This is a genomic window from Rhodococcus sp. 05-2255-1e (assembly GCF_002259025.1).
Lineage (GTDB): Bacteria > Actinomycetota > Actinomycetes > Mycobacteriales > Mycobacteriaceae > Rhodococcoides > Rhodococcoides fascians.
In genome coordinates this window covers 215,523-236,171 of record NZ_NOZE01000023.1, presented here as the reverse complement: position 1 = coordinate 236,171, position 20,649 = coordinate 215,523, and the positions used below count along the sequence as shown (strand labels likewise).

The window sequence follows — 20,649 nt, the reverse complement described above, 5'->3', positions numbered from 1 at the left end:
AATCACGAATGCTCGTGCCTTCTCTGTTGTTCGTCGGAGTCGTCGTCGCCGCTGTCGGTAGTCTCGGTGCCCCGCTGATCACCAGCGTCGCAACAACTTTCGACGTCTCCCTCTCCAGCGCACAATGGACGTTGACGCTGGCTTTGTTGACCGGTGCCGTCACGACACCGGTTCTGGGCCGCCTCGGATCGGGTCCGCATCGACGGGCAGCAATCCTCGGGACACTGGGCGTCGTCTCGGCCGGAGGCATTCTGACCGCACTGCCGCTGTCCTTCTCCTGGCTGCTCCTCGGCCGCGCAGCCCAGGGAGTGGGACTGGCCCTGACTTCGATGCTGATGGGTGTGGTGCGAGATCATCTGTCCGACAAGCGGTCCGGATCGACCATTTCTTTGTTGTCGGTCGCGTCTACTGCGGGTGTCGGTGTGGGCTATCCCTTGTCGGGGTTTCTGGCCGAGCACGGCGGTCTCCGGCTCGCATACGGATTCGGTGCTGCGATGACGGTCATGGCGTTTGCCGTTGCTCTGCGAGTTGTTCCTGTCTCGACGCGCAAGCGCGCGACCCGGATCGACGTTCCGGGTGCGGTGCTGCTAGCGCTCCCTCTCACCCTGGTGCTCGTTCTCATCAGTGAGACCGCGCTGTGGAGGAGCCGCCCTTGGACGGCGGGGGTGCTGGTTGCAATCGCGGTCGTCGCTGCGGGCATATGGGTACGCGTCGAACTGAGAAGCTCGGCGCCGCTCGTCGATCTTCGGTTGTTTCGTCACAGGGCCGTGGTCGGAGCGAACGGCGCAATGTTTCTCGGCGGCATCGGAATGTATCTGCTGCTGACCCTCGCTACGCGCTACGCGCAGACGCCTTCCGGTGCCGGATACGGTTTCGGCCTCGACGTGTTCGCGGCGGGCCTCGTCCTGGTTCCGTTCTCGGTGTTCGGATTTCTCGCCGGCAAGCTGGTACCCAGAGCGCTGCCTCGGGTGGGGGCAGCCAGCGCGCTGACGGTCAGCGCACTGATCGTTCTGGTGGCTCTCGCCTTGTTCGCCGGTACCCGCGCCGGCGTCGTTGAACTCTGTGCGGTGATGGCGATTCTGGGTTTCGGAGTCGGAAGCTTTTCGGCCGTGCTGCCGGCCGTCGTGCTGCCGGTGGTGCCCTCCGCGGAGACCTCGAGCGTCATGAGTATCAACCAGGTGGTGCGCAGTGTCGGATTCTCTTTCGGAAGCGCGGTCGGTGGTCTGGTACTCGCCGCCGGAACGAGTCCGGGCTCCACCTTCCCCGGAGAGGATGCCTACACGTCCGCCGCCTGGGTGGGGGTGGTCGTCACCGCTGCCGCGGCCATCGTGAGTGCCTCTGTTCTTCATGGCCGGGCAATCGCCGGGCATCCGACGTGAGGCGGGTAGAGTACGCAATCGCGAACGAGTTGGCCGGACGGCTGCGGCTCGAAGTACCGACGGACAGGTTCCGTTCCGCTTCGGGCCGAGGAAAGTCCGGACTCCACAGAGCAGGGTGGTTGTTAACGGCAACCCGAGGTGACTCGCGGGACAGTGCCACAGAAAACAGACCGCCTGCGGTTCGGTTCTTAGGAAACGAAACGCAGGTCAGGGTGAAACGGTGCGGTAAGAGCGCACCAGCATCCCAGGTGACTGGGGTGGCTAGGTAAACCCCGCCCGGAGCAAGGTCGAAGGCTGCACCGCGCAAGGGGTGCAGCTGCGCAGGTGCTCGAGGGCTGCTCGCCCGAGCCTGCGGGTGGACTGCTCGAGGTACCCGGCAACGGTGTGCCCAGATGGATGGTCGTCTATTCGATCTCGCGAGAGCGGATCGATGCACAGGATCCGGCTTACAGGCCGACTCGTTCGCACTCCAATTTCTCGCGCGGTACACCTGCGGCGTGGCTGTATGGGGCACACTGGAAGTCATGACCGACGACGACAGCTCCTGGTACTACGACATCAGCACCAAGCAGGTTGTGCAGGGCAAGGAGACCAATGCCCTCGACCGCATGGGTCCGTATCCGGACAAGGCCACCGCAGAGGAGGCGCTGAAGATCGCAGCCGCCCGCAACAAGGCCGCCGACTCCGACGACGACTGGAACAACTGACGGTGCTGCTCACCCGGCTGAGGGCTCCGAACTTCGATTTCGAGTCCATCAGATCCGAGTTCGGTCTGTCCGATGTCTTCGACGCAGACGTGATGCGCGACGCGATCGAAGCCCGAGACCTGCACGCCGACAGCAGAATCGACCGCACCGACATTCCTTTCGTCACCATCGACCCACTCGGCTCGAAGGATCTCGATCAAGCGGTGCACATCGAGAAGACGGCCAACGGCTTGGTGGTGCACTACGCGATCGCCGACGTGGGTGCGCTGGTGATGCCGGGGGGAGCGCTCGACGTGGAAACCCGCCGACGCGGCCAGACGTACTATCTCCCCGACGGATCTGTTCCGTTGCACCCGCGTGAGTTGTCGGAGGGCTCGGGAAGCCTGTTGGAGGGACAGACTCGCTGCGCTGCGCTGTGGACCATCGAACTCGACGACGTCGGTGAAGCCGCGGCGTGGACCGTCACCCGGGCGCTCGTGCGTTCGACCGCGCGTCTCGATTACGCGGGAGTGCAAGCCGACTTCGACGCCGGCACACCGCACCCGTCGATCGCTGCCCTTGCCGAATTCGGACACCTACGGGCGGAGGCAGCGAGGCGTCGAGGAGCCATCGACATCACGCTCCCCGAGCAGGAAGTGGTTCCGGATGGGCACGGTTGGCGAATCGTTCTGCAACCGCGAACAGCAGTCGACGGCTGGAACGCCGAGGTGTCCTTGCTGACGGGCATGTGCGCAGCCAGAATCATGCTCGACGCCGGAATCGGCATCGTACGCACGCTTCCGCCCGCACCGCCCGAGGCCGTCGAGACCCTGAAGAAGACCGCGAACGCACTCGGAATCGAGTGGCCCGCCGGCGCGTCCGCCGGCGCGGTACTCGCCGGCCTGCCCACCGACGAACCGTCGACTCTGGCGATGATGACTCAGGCCACGGGATTGCTTCGGGGAGCCGACTATTCGGCGTTCGACAGTCGAACTCCGAACTCGACCATCGATGCACCCGGCACCGACGATTCCGTCGAACACTCGGGTATCGGAGCGCCGTACGCCCATGTGACGGCCCCGTTGCGACGGCTGTCGGATCGGTTCGCCACCGAGGTGTGTCTGGCCGTGGTCGCCGGTGTGCCCGTCCCCGAGTGGGCGGCGCAGGCGCTACCGGAGCTACCGGCAATCATGCGTGGATCGGATTCTGCAGCATCGAAAGTGGACCGAGCCTGCATCGATCTGACCGAAGCGCACGTGCTCGAAGATCGCGTAGGTCATACGTTCGACGCAGTGGTGCTGCGCGGTGCCGAGGGCAAGCGTGACGCCGAGGTGCTCGTGTCCGAACCGATCGTCATGGGCAAGTGCGACGGCGAGCCGCCTGCGGGGGAGTCGGTGAAGGTCCGATTGACTCGGGCCGACACCGACTCGCGCACAGTCCGATTCGACTATCCGTCTGTTACGGCCTGAATCGGTCGGTCGCCTCGACCAGGTGGTGGACGATGCCCGGCTCGGCCGCAGAATGGCCGGCATCGTCGACGATCACCAGATCTGCACTCGGCCAGGCCTTGTGCAGTGCCCACGCGCTCGTGGCCGGGCACACCACGTCGTAGCGGCCCTGCACGATCACACCAGGAATACCGTCGAGCAGGTGCGCGTCGCGTAGCAACTGGTTCTCTTCGAGGAAGCACCCGTTGCGGAAATAGTGGTTCTCGATTCCGGCGAAGGCGCGAGCGAAACGCGCATCCGAATTATGCTGTACAGCATCGGGTTTCGGGAGCAGGTAACTCGTCGCTGCCTCCCACGACGACCACGCCACCGCCGCCCGGGTCGCGGCAGCGTCGTCCTCGGACATCAACTGTCGGTGATATGCCTCGACCAGATCCCCGTCTCGTTCGCCTTCCGGAATGGGGGCGAGAAACTCCTCCCACAGGTCCGGGAAGATGTGTCCGGCACCGCCGCGGTAGTACCAGTCGATCTCCGACGGCCGGACGAGGAAGATTCCTCGTAGCACGAGTCCTCGTACCCTCTCGCGATGCGTCTGTGCGTAGGCCAACGACAACGTGGAGCCCCAGGATCCGCCGAACACCAACCAGGTGTCGATGTGCAGGTGCTCGCGGAGTTTCTCCATGTCGGAGATCAAGCGATCGGTGGTGTTGACCGACAGATCTGCCCCGTCGGCAATATGTGGCGTCGACAGCCCGCAGCCTCGCTGATCGAACAACACGATGCGGTAGACCTGCGGATCGAAGTAGCGACGCTGCAGTGGATTGGTGGCACCGCCGGGACCGCCGTGCACGAACACCACCGGTTCGCCGTCGGGGTTGCCGGAGATCTCCCAGTAGATCCGCTGCCCTTCGCCGACGTCGAGGTGACCGGTCTCCACGGGCTCGATCTCCGGGTACAGGGTGCGCATCCTAGAAACCGACCAGACCGGAGGCCAGATCCGGGATGTCGAGGGAGCGGATGGCCTCGTCCCGCACGTCCGAGCACGTTTCCTTCGTGATGTCGTCGACGAGCGCGCGATTCTGCACCACCTGGAGATTGATGACGCCGCTCTGCGCAGCCCAGGTCTGCACCAGAATGTTCAGACCGCCGCGGCCGAGAGTGGGGCCCTGCACGCGCCAATTCGACAGCTGCGCCTCGAGATCGGTGCACAGCTGCTGCTTCTGGGCATCGGTGACAGCTGCTCCCGCAGGAGTCGTCGTCGCCACCGTCGTGCTCGGAGCGGTCGTTGTGGTCGACGACGAACCGGTATTGGTCGTGTCGGTGCTGCATGCCCCCACTACGGCGAGAAGCGCAGCCGCACCGACCAGTGCGACTGCGCTTCGTCCTGCAATGGACGTCGTACCCCGTCTGATTGTCATGGCCCGAGTGTGCCATCCGAACCGGGATCAGACGACGACGGTCAGTAGCTGTGTTCGGGTCCGGGGAAGACTCCCGAGCGCACCTCGGACATGTACGTGGTGGCTGCGGTGCGCAGCGAATCGCCCACGTCGGCGAACTTCTTGACGAACTTGGCGGTCTTGCCGTTGGTGTATCCGGCCATGTCCTGCCACACGAGAACCTGAGCGTCGCATTCGTTGCCCGCTCCGATTCCGACCGTCGGGATCGTGAGCTTGCGGGTGACCTGGCCGGCGATGTCGGCGGGGACCATCTCCATGACGACGGCGAAGGCACCTGCCTCCTGTACGGCGATGGCGTCGGCGACGAGTTGTTCGGACGCGTCACCGCGACCCTGAACGCGGAATCCGCCGAGAGTGTTGACGCTCTGCGGGGTGAATCCCACATGAGCCATGACGGGGATGCCGGCAGCGGTGATGGCAGCGATCTGCGGTGCGACCCGCTCGCCGCCCTCGAGCTTCACAGCGCCGGCGAGGCCTTCCTTCATGAAACGAACAGCGGTTTCGAGTGCCTGCTGCGGTGAGGCTTCGTAGGTACCGAAGGGCAGATCGGCGACGACGAGGGCGTGCGGTGCGCCGCGTACCACCCCGCGTACGAGAGGAAGTAACTCGTCGATGGTGATCGGCACGGTGGTGTCGTAGCCGTACACGACGTTGGCCGCGGAGTCACCGACGAGAAGCACAGGGACGCCGGCTTCCTCGAAGATGCGGGCGCTGGAGTAGTCGTACGCCGTCAGCATTCCCCAACGCTCACCCTCTGCTTTCATCTGCAGCAGATGGTGGGTACGGGTCTTGCGGGTCAGCGCGGTCGCCGGAGATTCGGTGGACGAACCGCCGTACACAGCATTTTCGGACATCTTTGTCCCTTTCTGGTCCTCGAGGCCCGCTCGGCGGGTCCCCGGGATGGGGTGTGATGACGTGACCAGTCTGCCACCGCCCTTCCGTCACAGGAATGCTGGTGATGAGTGCAATTTGTCACAGTCGCGGTACCGGCTGATCGTCACTTCGCGGGCTCGTGCGCGCCCCTCCCGACCGTGATCGGCATCCGGCGATCGCGCCCGAACGCCCGCGAGGTGACCTTGGTGCCGATCGGATACTGCCGCCGCTTGTATTCCGCTGTGTCCACCTTGCGCACGATGTCCGCCACGATGGACGCGTCGAAACCCGCCGCGACGATGTCTGCGACGCCCTGATCGTGGTCGACGTACCGAAACAGGATGGCGTCGAGGGTGTCGTAGTCGGGCAGAGAATCGGTGTCGAGCTGACCCGGCCGAAGCTCGGCCGAGGGCGGCTTGTCGATGCTCGATTCGGGGATCGGCGGGACGTCTCCGTGGTCGATCGCGGACTCGTTGCGCCAGCGCGCCAATCCCCAGACCAGCGTCTTGGGCACGTCCTTGATCGGTGCGAAGCCGCCGACCGCGTCGCCGTAGATCGTCGAATAACCCACCGCCAGTTCGGACTTGTTCCCGGTGGCAAGGACCAGATGACCGAAGGTGTTGGACAGCGCCATCAACACGATTCCCCGGCATCTCGCCTGGACGTTCTCCTCGGCCACGCCGGTCAGGTGCAGCTGTTCGACGAAGCCGGCGACCAGCTGGGAAATCGGTTCGGTTCGAAAGTGAATGCCCGTGCGCGCGGCGAGATCCTCGGCATCGATGCGTGAATGCTCCGAGGAGAACTCCGAGGGCATCGACACTGCGTACACCGCGTCAGCGCCGAGGGCATCGACGGCGATGGCGGCGACGACCGCCGAATCGATCCCACCGGACAGACCGAGGGTGACCGAACGAAAGCCGTTCTTGTGCACGTAATCTCGTAACCCGGTCACCAACGCGCCCCACGCCTGCTCCTCGGCGTCGAGGGGCTGAGCCAGGGACGGCTCGGTGCGCTGCCAGCTGCTGATCGCGACGTCGGGCAGAGCGACGCGATCGATCGTCCAGCCCGCCACCGCGGGGGAGTCCGCGACCGGATCCGCGGGGGCATCCACGTCGACGATCAACAGGTGCTCGACGAATTGCGGAGACCGGCCCCACGTCGAGCCGTCGGGACCGAGCACGAGACTTCCCCCGTCGAACACCAGCTCGTCCTGACCGCCGACCGCGTTCACGTACGCGATGGGGGTCCCGATCTCGGTGGCTCGGCGCTGGACGACAGAGTGACGAATCGTGTCCTTCCCCTGCTCGAAGGGGCTCGCGTTGAGGCACAGCAGTAGATCGACTCCGGCCGAGGCGTAGGCGGCAACGGATCCACCGGGTTGCCAGATGTCCTCGCACACAACGAGTCCGAGTCGCATGCCGTTGACCGTCACGATGCTCAAACGGGAGCCGGGCGCGAAATAACGTGCCTCGTCGAACACCCGGTAGGTGGGCAATGAATGCTTGTCGTACCGAGCTGCGACCCGGCCGTCGACGATCACCGCCGCGCTGTTTCTCGAGCCCTCGACATCGCGGTCGAGATACCCGACCACGACGATGCGATCGCCGCACCCCGCGCGGTCCAGGGACTCCGCCAGCCCCGTCAGTGCCCGCGCCGATGCCGCGGCGAACGACGGATTCAACGCCAGATCCTCGACCGGATACCCGGTCAGGGCCATCTCCGGAAACACGACCACGTTGGCACCGTCATGGGCGGCACGGACGGTCCATTCGACGATCGCCGCCGCATTCGCTTCGAGATCGCCGACGACGGGATTGATCTGGGCGAGGGCGAGTCTGAGGGCCTGCACCGTGTAGACGCTAGTGCTCGACGGCCGTCCCTGCCGGGCAGCGAGAATGGAGTGTGGCCGGAAAGACCTGGCACGATCGACTCATGAGAACGCGCACCACGACGTCGGTCGTGGCACTGTCCGCAGTCGCCCTCGTCCTCGCCGGCTGCTCCGCGCCCGGGCCCGGTGCCGACCCCGATCCGTCCACCGCGTCCGACTCCACGTTCTCGTCTCCCGCCGGTCCTGTTCCTGCGGGGCTCGAGGCGTTCTACACCCAGAATCTGCAGTGGGAATCGTGCGAGTCCTACAACACGGACGGGTCCGAACTCGGCGATGCAGTCCAATGCGCCCGAGTGATCGTGCCACTCGACTACGCCGATCCGGGCGGCAAGACCATCGACATCGCGATCTCTCGCACTCAGGCGACGGGGGAGAAGATCGGGTCGATCCTAATGAACCCGGGCGGTCCGGGATCGTCGGGGCTCTATCTCGCCGAGCAAGCCGACGGCACCCCGATCGCCGACCGGTTCGACCGCATCGGATTCGACCCACGTGGGATCGCGGCCTCCGAACCCGAAGTGCGCTGCCTGACGTCCGAGGGAGTCGACGAAGAGCGTCGGGAACCGGACGTCGACGTCAGCCCGGAAGGGATCGCCGCCACCGAAGCCGATCATCGTGACTACGCGGCGCAATGTGTCGAACGCACCGGGGCCGACGTGCTCGAACACGTCGGCACCCGCGAAGTCGTCCGCGACATGGATGTCATCCGCGCAGTGCTCGGCGACGAGAAGCTCACGTACGTCGGGTACTCGCACGGGACACGCATCGGTACCGCCTACGCCGAGGCGTTCCCGTCGAACGTCCGGGCCATGGTGCTCGACGGAGCACTCGATCCCGACCAATCGCCCGTCGACGAGGCCGTCGCCCAGGGTGCGGCGTTCCAGACCGCGTTCGACCAGTTCGCTGCGGACTGCACGCAGACGGATACCTGTCCGCTCGGCACCGATCCGTCCCAGGCCGTGGCGCAGTTCCGGACCTTGGTCGACCCCCTGGTCGACACGCCCGCCGACACCACCGATCCGCGCGGACTGAGCTACGACGACGCGATCACCGGAGCGCAACAGGCGCTGTACTCACCGCAGCTCTGGCGCTTGCTGCGAGCCGGACTGAGCGAACTGCGAGAGGGAAGGGGAGACACACTGCTGCGCCTCGCCGACACCTACTCCGGACGGCTCGAGGACGGTAGCTACACCAACATCGACGACGCGTTCAACGCCGTGCGATGCGTCGACGGCCCGCCGACCACCGACCGGGGGGAGGCCGACGAGGCCGACGCCAGGTTCCGAGCGGCAGCGCCGTACCTCGACGACGGCCGCTCCACCGGGAACGCGCCGCTGGATCTGTGTGCCTTCTGGCCGGTGCCGAACACCAGTGAGCCCCACATCGTGGAGGTGGAGGGGCTGCCCACGCTGGTGGTGGTCTCGACGACGAACGATCCGGCGACGCCCTACCAAGCGGGCGTGGAACTGGCCGACCAGCTGCGCGGCGACCTGGTCACCTACAACGGCACGCAACACACGGTGGCGTTCTCGGGAGTGGAGTGCATCGACGATCCGCTGACGAACTACCTGGTTGACCTCGTCCCACCAGGCGAAGGACTGGTCTGCTGACACCTACCTCACCGGGCGCGCGGTGAGCGGAGAGTTCCACGAAGTGAGACTGAATTCACGATGTAACACAGATTTAACTCCGTTTGCTTACTCTCGCGTTCATGGATCGTCAAAAGGAATTCGTGCTCCGGACTCTCGAAGAGCGCGACATTCGTTTCGTCCGCCTCTGGTTCACCGACGTCCTCGGGTACCTCAAATCGGTGGCCATCGCGCCCGCTGAACTCGAAGGTGCATTCGACGAGGGAATCGGCTTCGACGGCAGCGCCATCGAAGGATTCGCCCGCGTCTCCGAGGCCGACACCGTCGCCAAGCCGGATCCGTCGACGTTCCAGATTCTGCCGTGGTCGACCAGCAAGGGTCACCAGCACTCTGCCCGCATGTTCTGCGACATCGCCATGCCCGACGGCTCGCCGTCCTGGGCCGATTCGCGCCACGTGCTGCGTCGCCAGCTGAGCAAGGCTGCCGACCTCGGATTCAGCTGCTACGTGCACCCCGAGATCGAATTCTTCCTGCTCAAAGACGCTCCCCAGGACGGCTCACCGCCGACCCCGGCAGACAACGGCGGCTACTTCGACCAGGCCGTGCACGACTCGGCTCCGAACTTCCGCAGGCATGCCATCGACGCGCTCGAGTCGATGGGCATCTCGGTCGAGTTCAGCCACCACGAGGCAGCGCCGGGCCAGCAGGAGATCGATCTGCGGTACGCGGACGCACTGTCCATGGCCGACAACATCATGACCTTCCGCTACGTGGTCAAGGAAGTCGCCATCGAAGAGGGCGTGCGCGCGACGTTCATGCCCAAACCGTTCAGCGACCAGGCCGGCTCGGCGATGCACACACACATGAGTTTGTTCGAGGGCGACGCCAACGCCTTCCACAACCCGGACGATCCAATGCAGCTGTCCGAAACCGGCAAGTCCTTCATCGCCGGCATCCTCGAGCACGCCAACGAGATCAGTGCCGTGACCAACCAGTGGGTCAACTCGTACAAGCGTCTCGTGCGTGGTGGCGAAGCCCCGACCGCTGCATCCTGGGGACCGGCCAACCGGTCGGCATTGATTCGTGTGCCCATGTACACCCCGAACAAGGCGTCGTCGCGACGCGTCGAGATTCGTAGCCCCGATTCGGCCTGCAACCCGTATCTCGCGTTCGCGGTGCTGCTCGCGGCAGGCCTGCGCGGAATCGAGAAGGGGTACACCCTTCCTCCCGAGGCCGAGGAAGACGTGTGGGCATTGACCTCCGCGGAGCGTCGCGCCATGGGCTACAAGGAACTGCCGGGCAACCTCGACCAAGCGCTCAACGCGATGGAGGGTTCCGAGCTGGTCGCAGAAGCACTGGGCGAGCACGTGTTCGACTTCTTCTTGCGCAACAAGCGTCGCGAGTGGGAGGAATACCGCAGCCACGTCACGCCGTACGAGCTGAGGGCGTACCTCGGTTTGTAGAGCAGCGGGGTCTGTAACAACCCACCGCTGCCATGGGCTACGTTCTAGTCGATCCCGAATGTAGGTTCGATGCCGGCGTGGGCACCCTCGCGTCGCATTACTGACGACGAGGTATATCTGTGGCACCCCGAGGTGGATTCTGATGGTGCGTCCTCCCACTTCCAGGTCGGTCGTACCCGGACCTGGCCGCCTCGGTCTCGTCGAGGAGACTGCGCCGTCCGATCTGCGCACCCTGGGCTGGACGGGCGAAGAGAGTCTGGAGCTGCTGTGGTCGCTCTCGCGTGCCCCCAACGCCGATCTCGCACTGCGCACGCTGGTGCGCATGTACGAGATGCTCGGCAGTGGCTGGGCCGAATTCGACACCGCACTGCGTAACGACAAGGGATTCCGCGGCCGCCTCCTGGGACTCGTCGGCGCGTCCAGTGCGCTCGCCGACCACCTCGTTGCCGACGACACCACCTGGCGGTTGTTACTGACCGCGGAAGGTCAGAGCAGCGGTGTCTCGGCGAAGATCCAGTTGCCCAGCAAGGCAACGCTGGTCGCGGAACTGCTCGAGGCCGTCGGGGCCGAGCCGGAGACCGGGCCCAATGCCGCACCCGATCTGTACCGGGCGTCCGTCACCGGCCCGCCCGCCGTGATCGCCCTGCGCAAGAAGTACCGCGACCAGATCATGGTGTTGGCCGCCTACGACCTCGCCGCGACCGTCGAGAACGAACCGGTCCTGCCGTACACGGTGGTGGGAGCCCAACTGTCCGACATGGCGGATGCGGCGCTCACTGCGGCTCTGGCGGTGGCGGTGGCGACCGTGTGTCCCGATGCCCCGTGTCCGACGCGGCTGGCCGTCATTGCCATGGGCAAATGCGGTGCGCGCGAACTCAATTACGTCTCGGACGTCGATGTCGTGTTCGTCGCCGAGCCGGCGGACTCACAGGCGAGTCGGATCGCCGGCGAGATGATGCGCATCGGGTCCTCGGCGTTCTTCGAGGTCGACGCTGCGCTTCGCCCCGAAGGTAAGCGCGGCGAGCTGGTTCGCACGCTCGACTCGCACGTGGCCTACTACAAGCGCTGGGCCAAGACCTGGGAGTTCCAGGCCCTGCTCAAGGCTCGGCCGATGACCGGCGATATCGCCCTCGGCAACGATTACGTCGATGCCGTCAATCCGATGGTGTGGCTGGCCAGTCAGCGCGAGGACTTCGTGCCCGAGGTCCGCGCGATGCGGCGACGGGTCGAGGAGATGGTGCCGACCGAGCTGCGCGAACGGGAGATCAAACTCGGACGCGGCAGTCTGCGCGACGTCGAATTCGCCGTCCAGCTCCTGCAATTGGTGCACGGCCGCACCGACGAGTCGTTGCGCGTACTGGGCACGACCGATGCCCTGACGGCTCTGACCGAGGGCGGGTACGTCGGCCGCGACGACGCCGCGAATCTGACCGCGTCCTACGAATTCCTGCGACTCATCGAGCATCGCCTGCAGATGCAGAGAATGCGGAGAACACACACCCTGCCTCCACCGGACGACGAGGAAGGTCTGCGGTGGCTCGCGCGTTCCGCGCACATGCGCCCCGACGGTAACCGTGATGCGCTCGGTGTGCTGAACGCCGAGATCAAGCGCAACGCGCAGCGCATCCGTCGGCTGCACGCGAAGCTCTTCTACCGGCCGTTGCTCGACTCGGTGGTCAAGTTCGACTCGGAGACAGTGCGTTTGACCCCCGACGCGGCGACGCGTCAGCTTGCCGCGCTGGGATATGCGACGCCGCAGAATGCGTTGGGCCACCTGCGAGCGCTGGTCGGTTCCGGTACTCGCCGCGGTCAAATTCAGGCCGTGCTGCTGCCGACCCTGCTCGAATGGCTCGCAGACACCCCCGACCCAGATGCGGGACTGCTCAATTACCGCCGGCTCTCGGAGTCGGCAGGGGAGCAGACGTGGTTCCTGCGGGTACTTCGCGACGAAGGCGCAGTGGCGCAACGGCTGATGATCGTGCTCGGATCCTCGGCCTATGTGCCGGATCTGCTGATCAAGGCCCCCGAGGTCATTCGCTTGTTCGCCGACGGCCCCACCGGCCCGCGTCTACTCGACGTCGAGCCGGAGGAGACCTACCGCGCCATCCTGTCGTCCTCGGCTCGGTACGAGGATCCGGTGCGAGCGATCAACGCGGCGAGGGCGCTGCGGCGTCACGAGCTGGCACGGGTGGCGTCGGCAGACATCCTCGGCATGCTCGACGTACCTCAGGTGTGTCGGGCGCTGTCGTCGGTGTGGGCCGCCGTGATCAATGCCGCTCTGGCCGCTGCCATCAGAGCCAGCGAAACCGAGCGCGGCGAACCGGCACCGGCAACCTTGGCCGTCATCGGTATGGGACGCCTGGGCGGCGGCGAACTCGGCTACGGAAGCGACGCCGACGTGCTGTTCGTCTGCGAACCGGTGGACGGCGTCGACGAGACCGTTGCGGTCAAGTGGGCCAACACCATTGCCGATCGCATCCGCAAACTGCTCGGCGCGCCGAGCACGGACCCTCCGCTCGAAGTCGACACCGGCCTGCGCCCGGAAGGTCGCAACGGCCCGGTGGTGCGCACGCTGTCGTCCTACGCCGCGTACTACGCCCAGTGGGCTCAGGCCTGGGAGGTACAAGCTCTGCTGCGTGCGCATCAGGTGGCGGGAGATCAGGACCTGGGCATCCGCTTCCTGCTGATGGCCGACAAGGTTCGCTACCCCGAGGGTGGAGTGTCGGCCGACGCCGTCCGTGAAATTCGGCGTATCAAGGCGCGGATCGACTCCGAGCGTCTCCCCAAGGGAGCCGACCCGGCCACTCACACCAAGCTCGGACGTGGGGGACTGGCGGACATCGAGTGGACCGTACAGCTCATCCAGCTCCGTTACGCACACAAGGTCCAGTCACTGCACAACACCTCGACGCTGCAATCCCTCGACGCGATCGGCGCAGCCGAGCTGATGAGTGAGACCGACATCGAGCTGCTGCGCGAAGCGTGGATCCTGGCGACGAAAGCGCGCAACGCCCTCGTCCTGGTTCGCGGTAAGCCGACCGACCAACTGCCGAGACCGGGCGCCGTCCTGTCCGCCGTCGCACAGGTGGCGGGGTGGGAGAACGGCGACGCCGGGGCGTTCCTCGACAATTACCTGCGCGTCACGCGTCGAGCGAAGGCGGTCGTGGAGAGGACGTTCGGCGGGCTCTAGTCGCTGCCCGCGGTGACGAAGCCCTGCTCGACCATCCAGTCACGAGCTACGTCCGCGGGTTCCCGGCCGTCGATGTCGACCTGCTTGTTCAACTCCGAGATCGCTTCGTTGGTGAGCGCAGCGGAAATGGGCGCGGTGACCTCGGCTATCTCCGGATAGCGATCGGCGATCTCCTGCCGCACGACGACAGTCGCGTTGTATCGCGGGAAGAACGCCTTGTCGTCCTCGACCACGGTCAGGTTCAGGCCCTTGATTCGGCCGTCGGTGGTGAACACCTCACCGAATCGGCACTGCGAACCGTCCGCGGTTGCCTGGTAGATGACGCCGGTCTGCAGAATCTGCACCGAGATGGCGTTGGCATCGAAACCGTAGGTGGCGGCGAGGCCGGGGAGTCCGTCCTGGCGACTGTTGAACTCGGTCTCGACGCACAGCGATGCGGCGGCAGGATCTCGGTTCACCAGAGCGGCGTAGTCCGACAGCGTGCGCACACCGGTCTCCTGCGCAACCTGCTGATTCATGGCCAGCGCGTAGGTGTTGTCCATCGGCGCGGGATTGACCCAGTCGATGCCGTTGGCCTTGTCGGCGTCGCGCACTGCCTCGAATTGTTCCGTGGCATCGGGAATGGGCTTCTCGTTGCCCAGGTAGTTGATCCATCCGGTTCCGGTGTATTCGTAGGCGAGGTCCACCTGGCCGTTCTGCATCGCGAGTCGAACGCTCTGCGAGCCGACGATGTTGGTGAGGTCTCGAACGTCGGCACCGGCTGCGCTCAGCGCGAATTCGAGGATGTAGCCGAGGATGATCTGCTCGGTGAAGTCCTTCGATCCGACGGTGAACTCGGCACCTTCGAGCCCCTCGAGCGGAGTGATGCTGCCGGCCTCGACCGACAACGGCATCGCGCCGCCGGACTGCAATCCGCACCCCGTCAGCGCGAGAACGGTGGTGGCGCACAGCGCTGCGAGTCGTCGGGTGGTGCGCCGCATCAGCGGAGTCCTTTCGGTCCGAGGTAGGCCTCGGCGAGTGCGCCCAGCCAATCCACCAGCAGCGCGAGTGCCACCGCGAGAACGGCACCCACGACGAGAATGAGTGGTTGGTTGAGCTTGTAGCCGGTGTCGATCAGCACGCCGAGCCCGCCTGCTCCGACGAGAAAGCTCAGAGTTGCGGTGCCGACGGCGAGCACGAGCGAGGTGCGCAGACCCGCCAGGATGAACGGCACCGCGAGCGGAAATTCGATGCGGCGCAGAATGCCCATGTTCGACATGCCCTGTCCGCGAGCGGCATCGATGTAGTTCGGCTCGACTGTCTGAAAGCCCAACATGGTGTTGCGCAGAACGGGGAGCAACGAATAGAACGCGATCGGGAGAACGCCGGTCCAGAAACCCGTTGCGCCCGTCCACAGGAACAACAACACCAGCAAGCCGACGGCCGGTGCGGCCTGCCCGATGTTCGCGATACCGATGAACAGTGGTGCAGCCTTGCGATACCCGTTGCGAGTCAACAGAATTCCCAGAGGCACGGCGATGACGAGCACCAACGCGGTGACGACGAAGGTGATCAGCACATGTTCGAGAACCCTGGTGGAGATCGTGCTGATGTTGATCGTCTCGGCCTGCGTCGCGGTGAGGTCTCTGGTCAACGCGTAGACCAACAGAATCGCCACGATCACCAGCACCAGGGCCGGCTGGATGAGAAGACGAATTCGCTCGGCGCGCTTGGCAGTACGCGCGGCGTCCTTGGTCTCGTCGCCGGTATCGGCGAGTGTCGTCACGACGGAGTCCCAGCAGCTTCGCGCGGCTCGTCGTGATCGTTCGCGTGTTGCGACCGCAACGACTTGATGGTGTCGATCAGCACGTCGATGGTCACGGTGCCGACGTACTCGCCGCGATTGCCGGTGACGGTCGCCGTCGCATTGCCCTCGGACAGTAGAGCTTCCAGAGCATCCTGCAGGGTCGACTGGGTCGACACCAGTTCTCCCATCGGCACCCCGACGTCACGGAGGCTCCCCACACCCGCGAGGTGGCGTCGATCCGTCCACCGAATCGGGCGTCTACGGGAATCGACGATGATTCCCCAGGCTTCGGGATCCGATCCCAGCGCGGAGTTCATCGACTCCACCGAGTCGTCCTCGCCGAACACCGGCACGTCGGACAGCTCGATGTCGCGTACTCGCATCAACGTCAGCTGCTTCAACGCGGCTCCGGCTCCGACGAACCCGGCCACGGTGTCGTCGGCCGGGTTGGCGAGCACCGCCTCGGGGGTGTCGTACTGGAGGATCGTGGACTGGTTACCGAGCACGGCGATGCGGTCACCGAGCTTGACCGCCTCGTCGAAATCGTGCGTGACGAAAACGATGGTCTTGCCCAATTCTGCTTGCAGACGCATCAATTCGTCCTGCAGCAACCCGCGGGTGATGGGGTCGACGGCACCGAACGGTTCGTCCATCAACAGCACCGGGGGATCGGCGGCAAGAGCGCGTGCGACTCCGACGCGTTGCTGCTGACCGCCGGAGAGCTGCCGCGGATAACGCTGGCGATAGACCGCCGGATCGAGGCCGACGAGGTCCAGCATCTCGTCCGTGCGGTCGTCGATTCGCTTCTTGTTCCACCCGATGAGACCCGGCACCATCCCGACGTTCTGCGCAATCGTCATGTGCGGGAACAGGCCTGCCTGCTGAATGGAATAACCGATGGTGCGGCGCAACTCGTTCGGATCGATCGACAGTGCGTCCTTGCCACCGATCGTGATGCGGCCCGATGTCGGCTCGATCAGACGGTTGATCATGCGCATCGTCGTCGTCTTGCCGCAACCGGACGGCCCGACGAGTACGACGACCTCGCCCGCGGGGATGGTCATCGACACGTTGTCGACGGCAGCGAGCTTCTGCCCCGGGTAGCTCTTGGTCACGTTCTCGAGCACGATTTCCGCGCCGGAGACATTCGATGTACGGGTCGAGTCACTCACGGATACCCCTCGAGGTGGTCAGTTTGCCGATCAACACGTAGATCCCATCGAGGATCAACGCCAGCAGGACGATCAGGACAGTGCCGGTCAGAGCCTGCGGTAGAGCTGTGGGGCTACCCACGCGGGCGAGGCCCGAGAAGAGGAGGTTGCCGAGTCCGGGACCCTTGGCGTACGCGGCGATGGCGAGAATGCCCATGGCCATCTGCGTACTGACGCGCATGCCGGTGAGGATCGACGGCCACGCGAGTGGGATCTCGATGCGGCGCAACACCAGAGCGCGGCTCATTCCGATTCCGCGAGCCGCGTCGGCAACGGCCGGATCGACGGCTGCCAAGCCCACCACGGTGTTGCGGATGATGGGGAGAAGCGAGTACAGAACAAGTGCTGTCACAGTGGGTTTGACGCCCAGACCCAGCACCGGAATGAGAACTCCGAGCAGTGCGAACGACGGGATGGTGAGAACCGTACTCGCCAGGGCCGTCGCGACTGCGGAGCCCGCAGGGCTTCGGTACACGAGCACACCGATCGCCACCCCGATGACGGTTGCAACGACGACACATTGAATGACGGCCGACACGTGGAGATACGAATCGATCGCCAACTGCCTTCGCCGCCCGACAATGAAGTCCCACAGAGCGTCCATGCAGTTGTAGTCCTCTGTTCGGCTGAGCGCGGATGCTTTTCTGTACCCCGTCGTTACCCATTCAAACGTCAGGTGAACCCTTTTGCAGCGAAACGACGAAATGGCTTCGGCGACAAGCCCATTCGAACCGCGAACGCCCGACCGGGTCAGCCCGGTCGGGCGTTCGTGGACTATCGACGGGTCACCGACGAAAGATGACCCGAGAACTCACACGTCGTAGTAGAGCGAGAACTCGTACGGGTGCGGACGCAGGTTGACCGGAGCGATCTCCTGCTCACGCTTGAGCGAGATCCACGTCTCGATGAGGTCGGTGGTGAAGACGCCACCCTCGGTGAGGTAGTCGTGGTCGGCCTCGAGACGGTCGATGACCGCGTTGAGCGAGGTGGGTGCCTGAGGAATGTTCTTGGCTTCCTCGGGCGGCAACTCGTAGAGGTCCTTGTCGACCGGAGCCATCGGCTCGATCTTGTTCTTGATTCCGTCCAGGCCCGCCATCATCTGAGCGGCGAAGTTCAGGTACGGGTTGCCCGAGGAGTCCGGCGCGCGGAACTCGAGGCGCTTGGCCTTCGGGTTGTTACCGGTGATCGGGATACGCACTGCCGCAGAGCGGTTTCGCTGGCTGTAGACCAGGTTGATGGGGGCTTCGTAGCCCGGCACCAGGCGGTGGTACGAGTTGATCGTCGGGTTCGTGAAGGCCAACAGCGACGGAGCGTGGTGCAGAATGCCGCCGATGTAGTGACGTGCCAGATCGGACAGTCCGGCGTATCCGGCCTCGTCGTGGAAGAGGGGCTTACCGTCCTTCCACAGCGACTGGTGCACGTGCATGCCCGAGCCGTTGTCGCCGAACAGTGGCTTCGGCATGAAGGTTGCCGACTTGCCGTTCTGCCAGGCGGTGTTCTTGACGATGTACTTGAACAGCTGCAGATCGTCCGCCGCGCGGAGCAGCGTGTTGAACTTGTAGTTGATCTCCTGCTGACCGCCGGTGCCGACCTCGTGGTGGGCACGCTCGAGCTCGAAGCCTGCGTTCTGCAGGTTGGTCGAGATCTGGTCGCGCAGGTCTACGTAGTGGTCGTACGGCGCGACGGGGAAGTAGCCGCCCTTGAAGCGAACCTTGTAGCCGAGGTTGGGGCTGCCATCGGCCTCGGTCTCGGCTCCGGTGTTCCACCAACCCGAGGACGAGTCGACCTCGTAGAACGCACCGTTGGCCTGTGAATCGAAGCGAACCGAATCGAAGATGTAGAACTCGGCCTCGGCACCGAAGTACGCGGTGTCGGCGATGCCGGTGCTGGCCAAGTACTCCTCGGCCTTACGAGCAACGTTGCGCGGATCGCGGCTGTAGGCCTCACGCGTGAACGGGTCGTGGACGAAGAAGTCGATGTTCAGCGTCTTGGCGTTGCGGAACGGGTCGACCTGAGCGGTGGCGTAGTCCGGCAGCAGGATCATGTCGGACTCGTGGATCGACTGGAAGCCGCGGACGGACGAGCCGTCGAACGCGAGGCCGTCTTCCAGGGTGTCGGCCGTGAACGCCTTGGCAGCAATGGAGAAGTGCTGCTGCGCACCCGGCAGATCGGTGAACCGGATGTCGACGTATTCGATTCCTTCATCTGCGATGAACTTGATGACCTCTTGGGCCGTGGAAAACGCCACGCTTTTGCTCCTTAGTTGAGTCCGTCGAACTGACGGTATGGACTCGGTGTTGCCCGCCCGTCAAGCTCGTGTTTCGCCCGTGTTACACGTCGTGGTTCACGGTTGGCACGAACAACAGTACGTCCACCCGTTTTTCCGCGTGCCCGACCGCGCCTATCCTGGGAATCATGGCACGAATGACAGGGTCCTGGTTGTCCGGACCGGCGGCCGCGAACCCACGACCGCCGCAGAACTTCCGTGGGGAACAACTCGGTCTGCCCGCGCAGGGCGTCGGCGCACTCGCCGGAACCGGTCGTAGAGTCCTGGCGTTGCTGCTGGACTGGACGATGGCCACCGGCGTTGCGTCGCTGATTCTCGGCGGTTACACCACCAGCGGACTGATCTCGACGATCGTGCTGGCCGTGTGGTTCGTCGTAGGAATCGCGAGCGTCTCGCTGTTCTCGTTCACCCCGGGGCAGTTCATCGTGGGAGTGCAGGTGGGACGCATCGACGCCCATGCACGAGTCGGCTTCGTCCGGGCATTGGTGCGGCAGCTCATTCTGCTGTTCGTCGTCCCGGCCGTGATCACCGACATGGACGGCCGGGGAATGCACGACCGCGCAACGGGAACAGCCCTGCTGCGGACCCGCTGAGGGGTCGACGCACCAGGGCTGTCGGTCGAAATACGGTCAGCGACGCTTCATGGTCCGCTGAACGCCCTTCATCTTGGCCCCACCGGGAATCGGTCCCTTGGGCATTGCCGGGCCACCCTTGGTGCCCAACGCGGCCAGCCGGGACTCGATGGTGTCCATCCGCTTGCCGTCGATGTTCTTCGGCAGCTTCGACAGGTACTTCTGCAGACCCGACAGTGGAATCTGGTTCTCCCCGTTGCCGACGATGATGTCGTAGATCGGAGTATCGCCCACCAGCCGGGCGGTCTTCTTCTTCTCCTGGGCCAGCAGGGTCTTCACACGCTGCGGGGCACCCTCGGCAACGAGAATCACTCCGGGCTTCCCGATCACCCGGTGCACTGCGTCGAGATGAGTGGTGCCTGCGATGGCATTGGTGACACGCCACGATCCCTGAAGATTATCCAGGGCCCACGCCGCAGCACCGGCCTGACCGTCGGCCTTCTTGTACACGGACTTCTGAACCCGCCGGCCGAAGATGATGAACGCGACCAGCACGCCCAGCAGGAGACCGATGGGGAGAAGGAACCACTGGAAGCCGAAGGCCAGACCGATCAGGAAGCCGATCAGCCCGAGACCGACCACCGCTCCGATCATCAGCGGAAGGAGAGCCTTGTCGTCCTTACGCTGCATCTGGAACGCCTGCCACAACTGGCTGCGCCGTTCCTTCGATGCCTGCTTGCGGGCTGCCTTGGCAGCCGCCTTTGCTTCCTTGCTGGGCTTTGCCGCTTTGCCAGCTTTACTGCCGTTCGCCATACCTCAC

General features: G+C 64.8%; 17 protein-coding genes and 1 other RNA gene. 8 read left to right on the top strand and 10 right to left on the bottom strand.

Going from position 1 to position 20,649, the window contains the following annotated elements:
* Positions 1-8 precede the first annotated feature (8 nt).
* The 4 genes from CH262_RS15755 (at position 9) to CH262_RS15740 (ending at position 3,534) form a co-directional block, all read left to right on the top strand.
* Entirely contained in the window at positions 9-1,379 is a 1,371-nt protein-coding gene (locus CH262_RS15755) for an MFS transporter (RefSeq protein ID WP_094718017.1), read from the top strand.
* A 25-nt stretch (positions 1,380-1,404) separates the two neighbouring features.
* Positions 1,405-1,844, top strand: an RNA gene (rnpB, locus tag CH262_RS15750) — RNase P RNA component class A.
* 59 nt (positions 1,845-1,903) lie between these two features.
* Positions 1,904-2,086, top strand: coding sequence for a hypothetical protein (locus CH262_RS15745; RefSeq protein ID WP_094718016.1), 183 nt, complete (start codon positions 1,904-1,906; stop codon positions 2,084-2,086).
* A 2-nt stretch (positions 2,087-2,088) separates the two neighbouring features.
* The gene (locus CH262_RS15740; protein WP_094717917.1) at positions 2,089-3,534 is read left to right on the top strand and encodes an RNB domain-containing ribonuclease; all 1,446 of its coding nucleotides are present in this window, start codon (positions 2,089-2,091) and stop codon (positions 3,532-3,534) included.
* On the opposite strand, the gene pip is transcribed toward CH262_RS15740, so the two are convergent.
* From pip to CH262_RS15720, 4 genes are all read right to left on the bottom strand, one after another.
* Positions 3,524-4,480, bottom strand: coding sequence for a prolyl aminopeptidase (gene pip / locus CH262_RS15735; RefSeq protein ID WP_032399959.1), 957 nt, complete (start codon positions 4,478-4,480; stop codon positions 3,524-3,526). The genes CH262_RS15740 and pip overlap by 11 nt on opposite strands.
* A gap of 1 nt (position 4,481) precedes the next feature.
* Positions 4,482-4,931 carry a hypothetical protein gene (locus tag CH262_RS15730; RefSeq protein WP_045841259.1) on the bottom strand — a complete coding sequence of 150 codons (450 nt, stop codon included), beginning with the start codon at positions 4,929-4,931 and terminating at the stop codon, positions 4,482-4,484.
* 41 nt (positions 4,932-4,972) lie between these two features.
* A complete protein-coding gene (gene panB / locus CH262_RS15725; RefSeq protein ID WP_094717916.1) occupies positions 4,973-5,824 on the bottom strand; it encodes a 3-methyl-2-oxobutanoate hydroxymethyltransferase in 852 nt (283 codons plus the stop codon).
* 143 nt (positions 5,825-5,967) lie between these two features.
* Complete coding sequence (locus CH262_RS15720; protein ID WP_094717915.1) at positions 5,968-7,692, bottom strand: NAD+ synthase; 1,725 nt, start codon at positions 7,690-7,692, stop codon at positions 5,968-5,970.
* Positions 7,693-7,775: 83 nt separating this feature from the next.
* On the opposite strand from CH262_RS15720, the gene CH262_RS15715 reads away from it, so the two are divergent.
* The 3 genes from CH262_RS15715 to CH262_RS15705 all read left to right on the top strand — a co-directional run bounded on the left by CH262_RS15715 (position 7,776) and on the right by CH262_RS15705 (position 13,973).
* The gene (locus CH262_RS15715; RefSeq protein ID WP_094718015.1) at positions 7,776-9,341 is read left to right on the top strand and encodes an alpha/beta hydrolase; all 1,566 of its coding nucleotides are present in this window, start codon (positions 7,776-7,778) and stop codon (positions 9,339-9,341) included.
* A gap of 101 nt (positions 9,342-9,442) precedes the next feature.
* Positions 9,443-10,783 (top strand): type I glutamate--ammonia ligase, encoded by a 1,341-nt coding sequence (gene glnA / locus CH262_RS15710; RefSeq protein WP_027497412.1) that lies wholly within the window; start codon positions 9,443-9,445, stop codon positions 10,781-10,783.
* 142 nt (positions 10,784-10,925) lie between these two features.
* Positions 10,926-13,973, top strand: a complete 3,048-nt coding sequence (locus CH262_RS15705; protein WP_032384623.1) for a bifunctional [glutamine synthetase] adenylyltransferase/[glutamine synthetase]-adenylyl-L-tyrosine phosphorylase — start codon at positions 10,926-10,928, stop codon at positions 13,971-13,973.
* Here the strand turns inward: CH262_RS15705 and CH262_RS15700 are convergent.
* From CH262_RS15700 to glnA (CH262_RS15680), 5 genes are all read right to left on the bottom strand, one after another.
* Positions 13,970-14,953: a glycine betaine ABC transporter substrate-binding protein gene (locus CH262_RS15700; protein ID WP_027497410.1), complete on the bottom strand. Its 984-nt coding sequence runs from the start codon at positions 14,951-14,953 to the stop codon at positions 13,970-13,972. The two genes, CH262_RS15705 and CH262_RS15700, sit on opposite strands and share 4 nt — an antisense overlap.
* Positions 14,953-15,738, bottom strand: a complete 786-nt coding sequence (locus tag CH262_RS15695) for an ABC transporter permease (RefSeq protein WP_027497409.1) — start codon at positions 15,736-15,738, stop codon at positions 14,953-14,955. Before CH262_RS15695 ends, CH262_RS15700 begins: the two co-directional genes overlap by 1 nt.
* On the bottom strand, positions 15,735-16,931 hold the full coding sequence (locus tag CH262_RS15690) for an ABC transporter ATP-binding protein (RefSeq protein ID WP_027497408.1): 1,197 nt from the start codon (positions 16,929-16,931) through the stop codon (positions 15,735-15,737). The genes CH262_RS15695 and CH262_RS15690 overlap by 4 nt, the downstream gene beginning before the upstream one ends.
* Positions 16,924-17,574 carry an ABC transporter permease gene (locus CH262_RS15685; protein ID WP_032384624.1) on the bottom strand — a complete coding sequence of 217 codons (651 nt, stop codon included), beginning with the start codon at positions 17,572-17,574 and terminating at the stop codon, positions 16,924-16,926. Before CH262_RS15685 ends, CH262_RS15690 begins: the two co-directional genes overlap by 8 nt.
* 207 nt (positions 17,575-17,781) lie before the next feature.
* A complete protein-coding gene (gene glnA, locus CH262_RS15680; protein WP_032368128.1) occupies positions 17,782-19,218 on the bottom strand; it encodes a type I glutamate--ammonia ligase in 1,437 nt (478 codons plus the stop codon).
* A gap of 167 nt (positions 19,219-19,385) precedes the next feature.
* On the opposite strand from glnA (CH262_RS15680), the gene CH262_RS15675 reads away from it, so the two are divergent.
* The gene (locus CH262_RS15675) at positions 19,386-19,850 is read left to right on the top strand and encodes an RDD family protein (RefSeq protein WP_032368127.1); all 465 of its coding nucleotides are present in this window, start codon (positions 19,386-19,388) and stop codon (positions 19,848-19,850) included.
* Positions 19,851-19,886: 36 nt separating this feature from the next.
* On the opposite strand, the gene CH262_RS15670 is transcribed toward CH262_RS15675, so the two are convergent.
* A complete protein-coding gene (locus CH262_RS15670; protein ID WP_027497404.1) occupies positions 19,887-20,642 on the bottom strand; it encodes a DUF4191 domain-containing protein in 756 nt (251 codons plus the stop codon).
* Between the last annotated feature and the right edge of the window lie 7 nt (positions 20,643-20,649).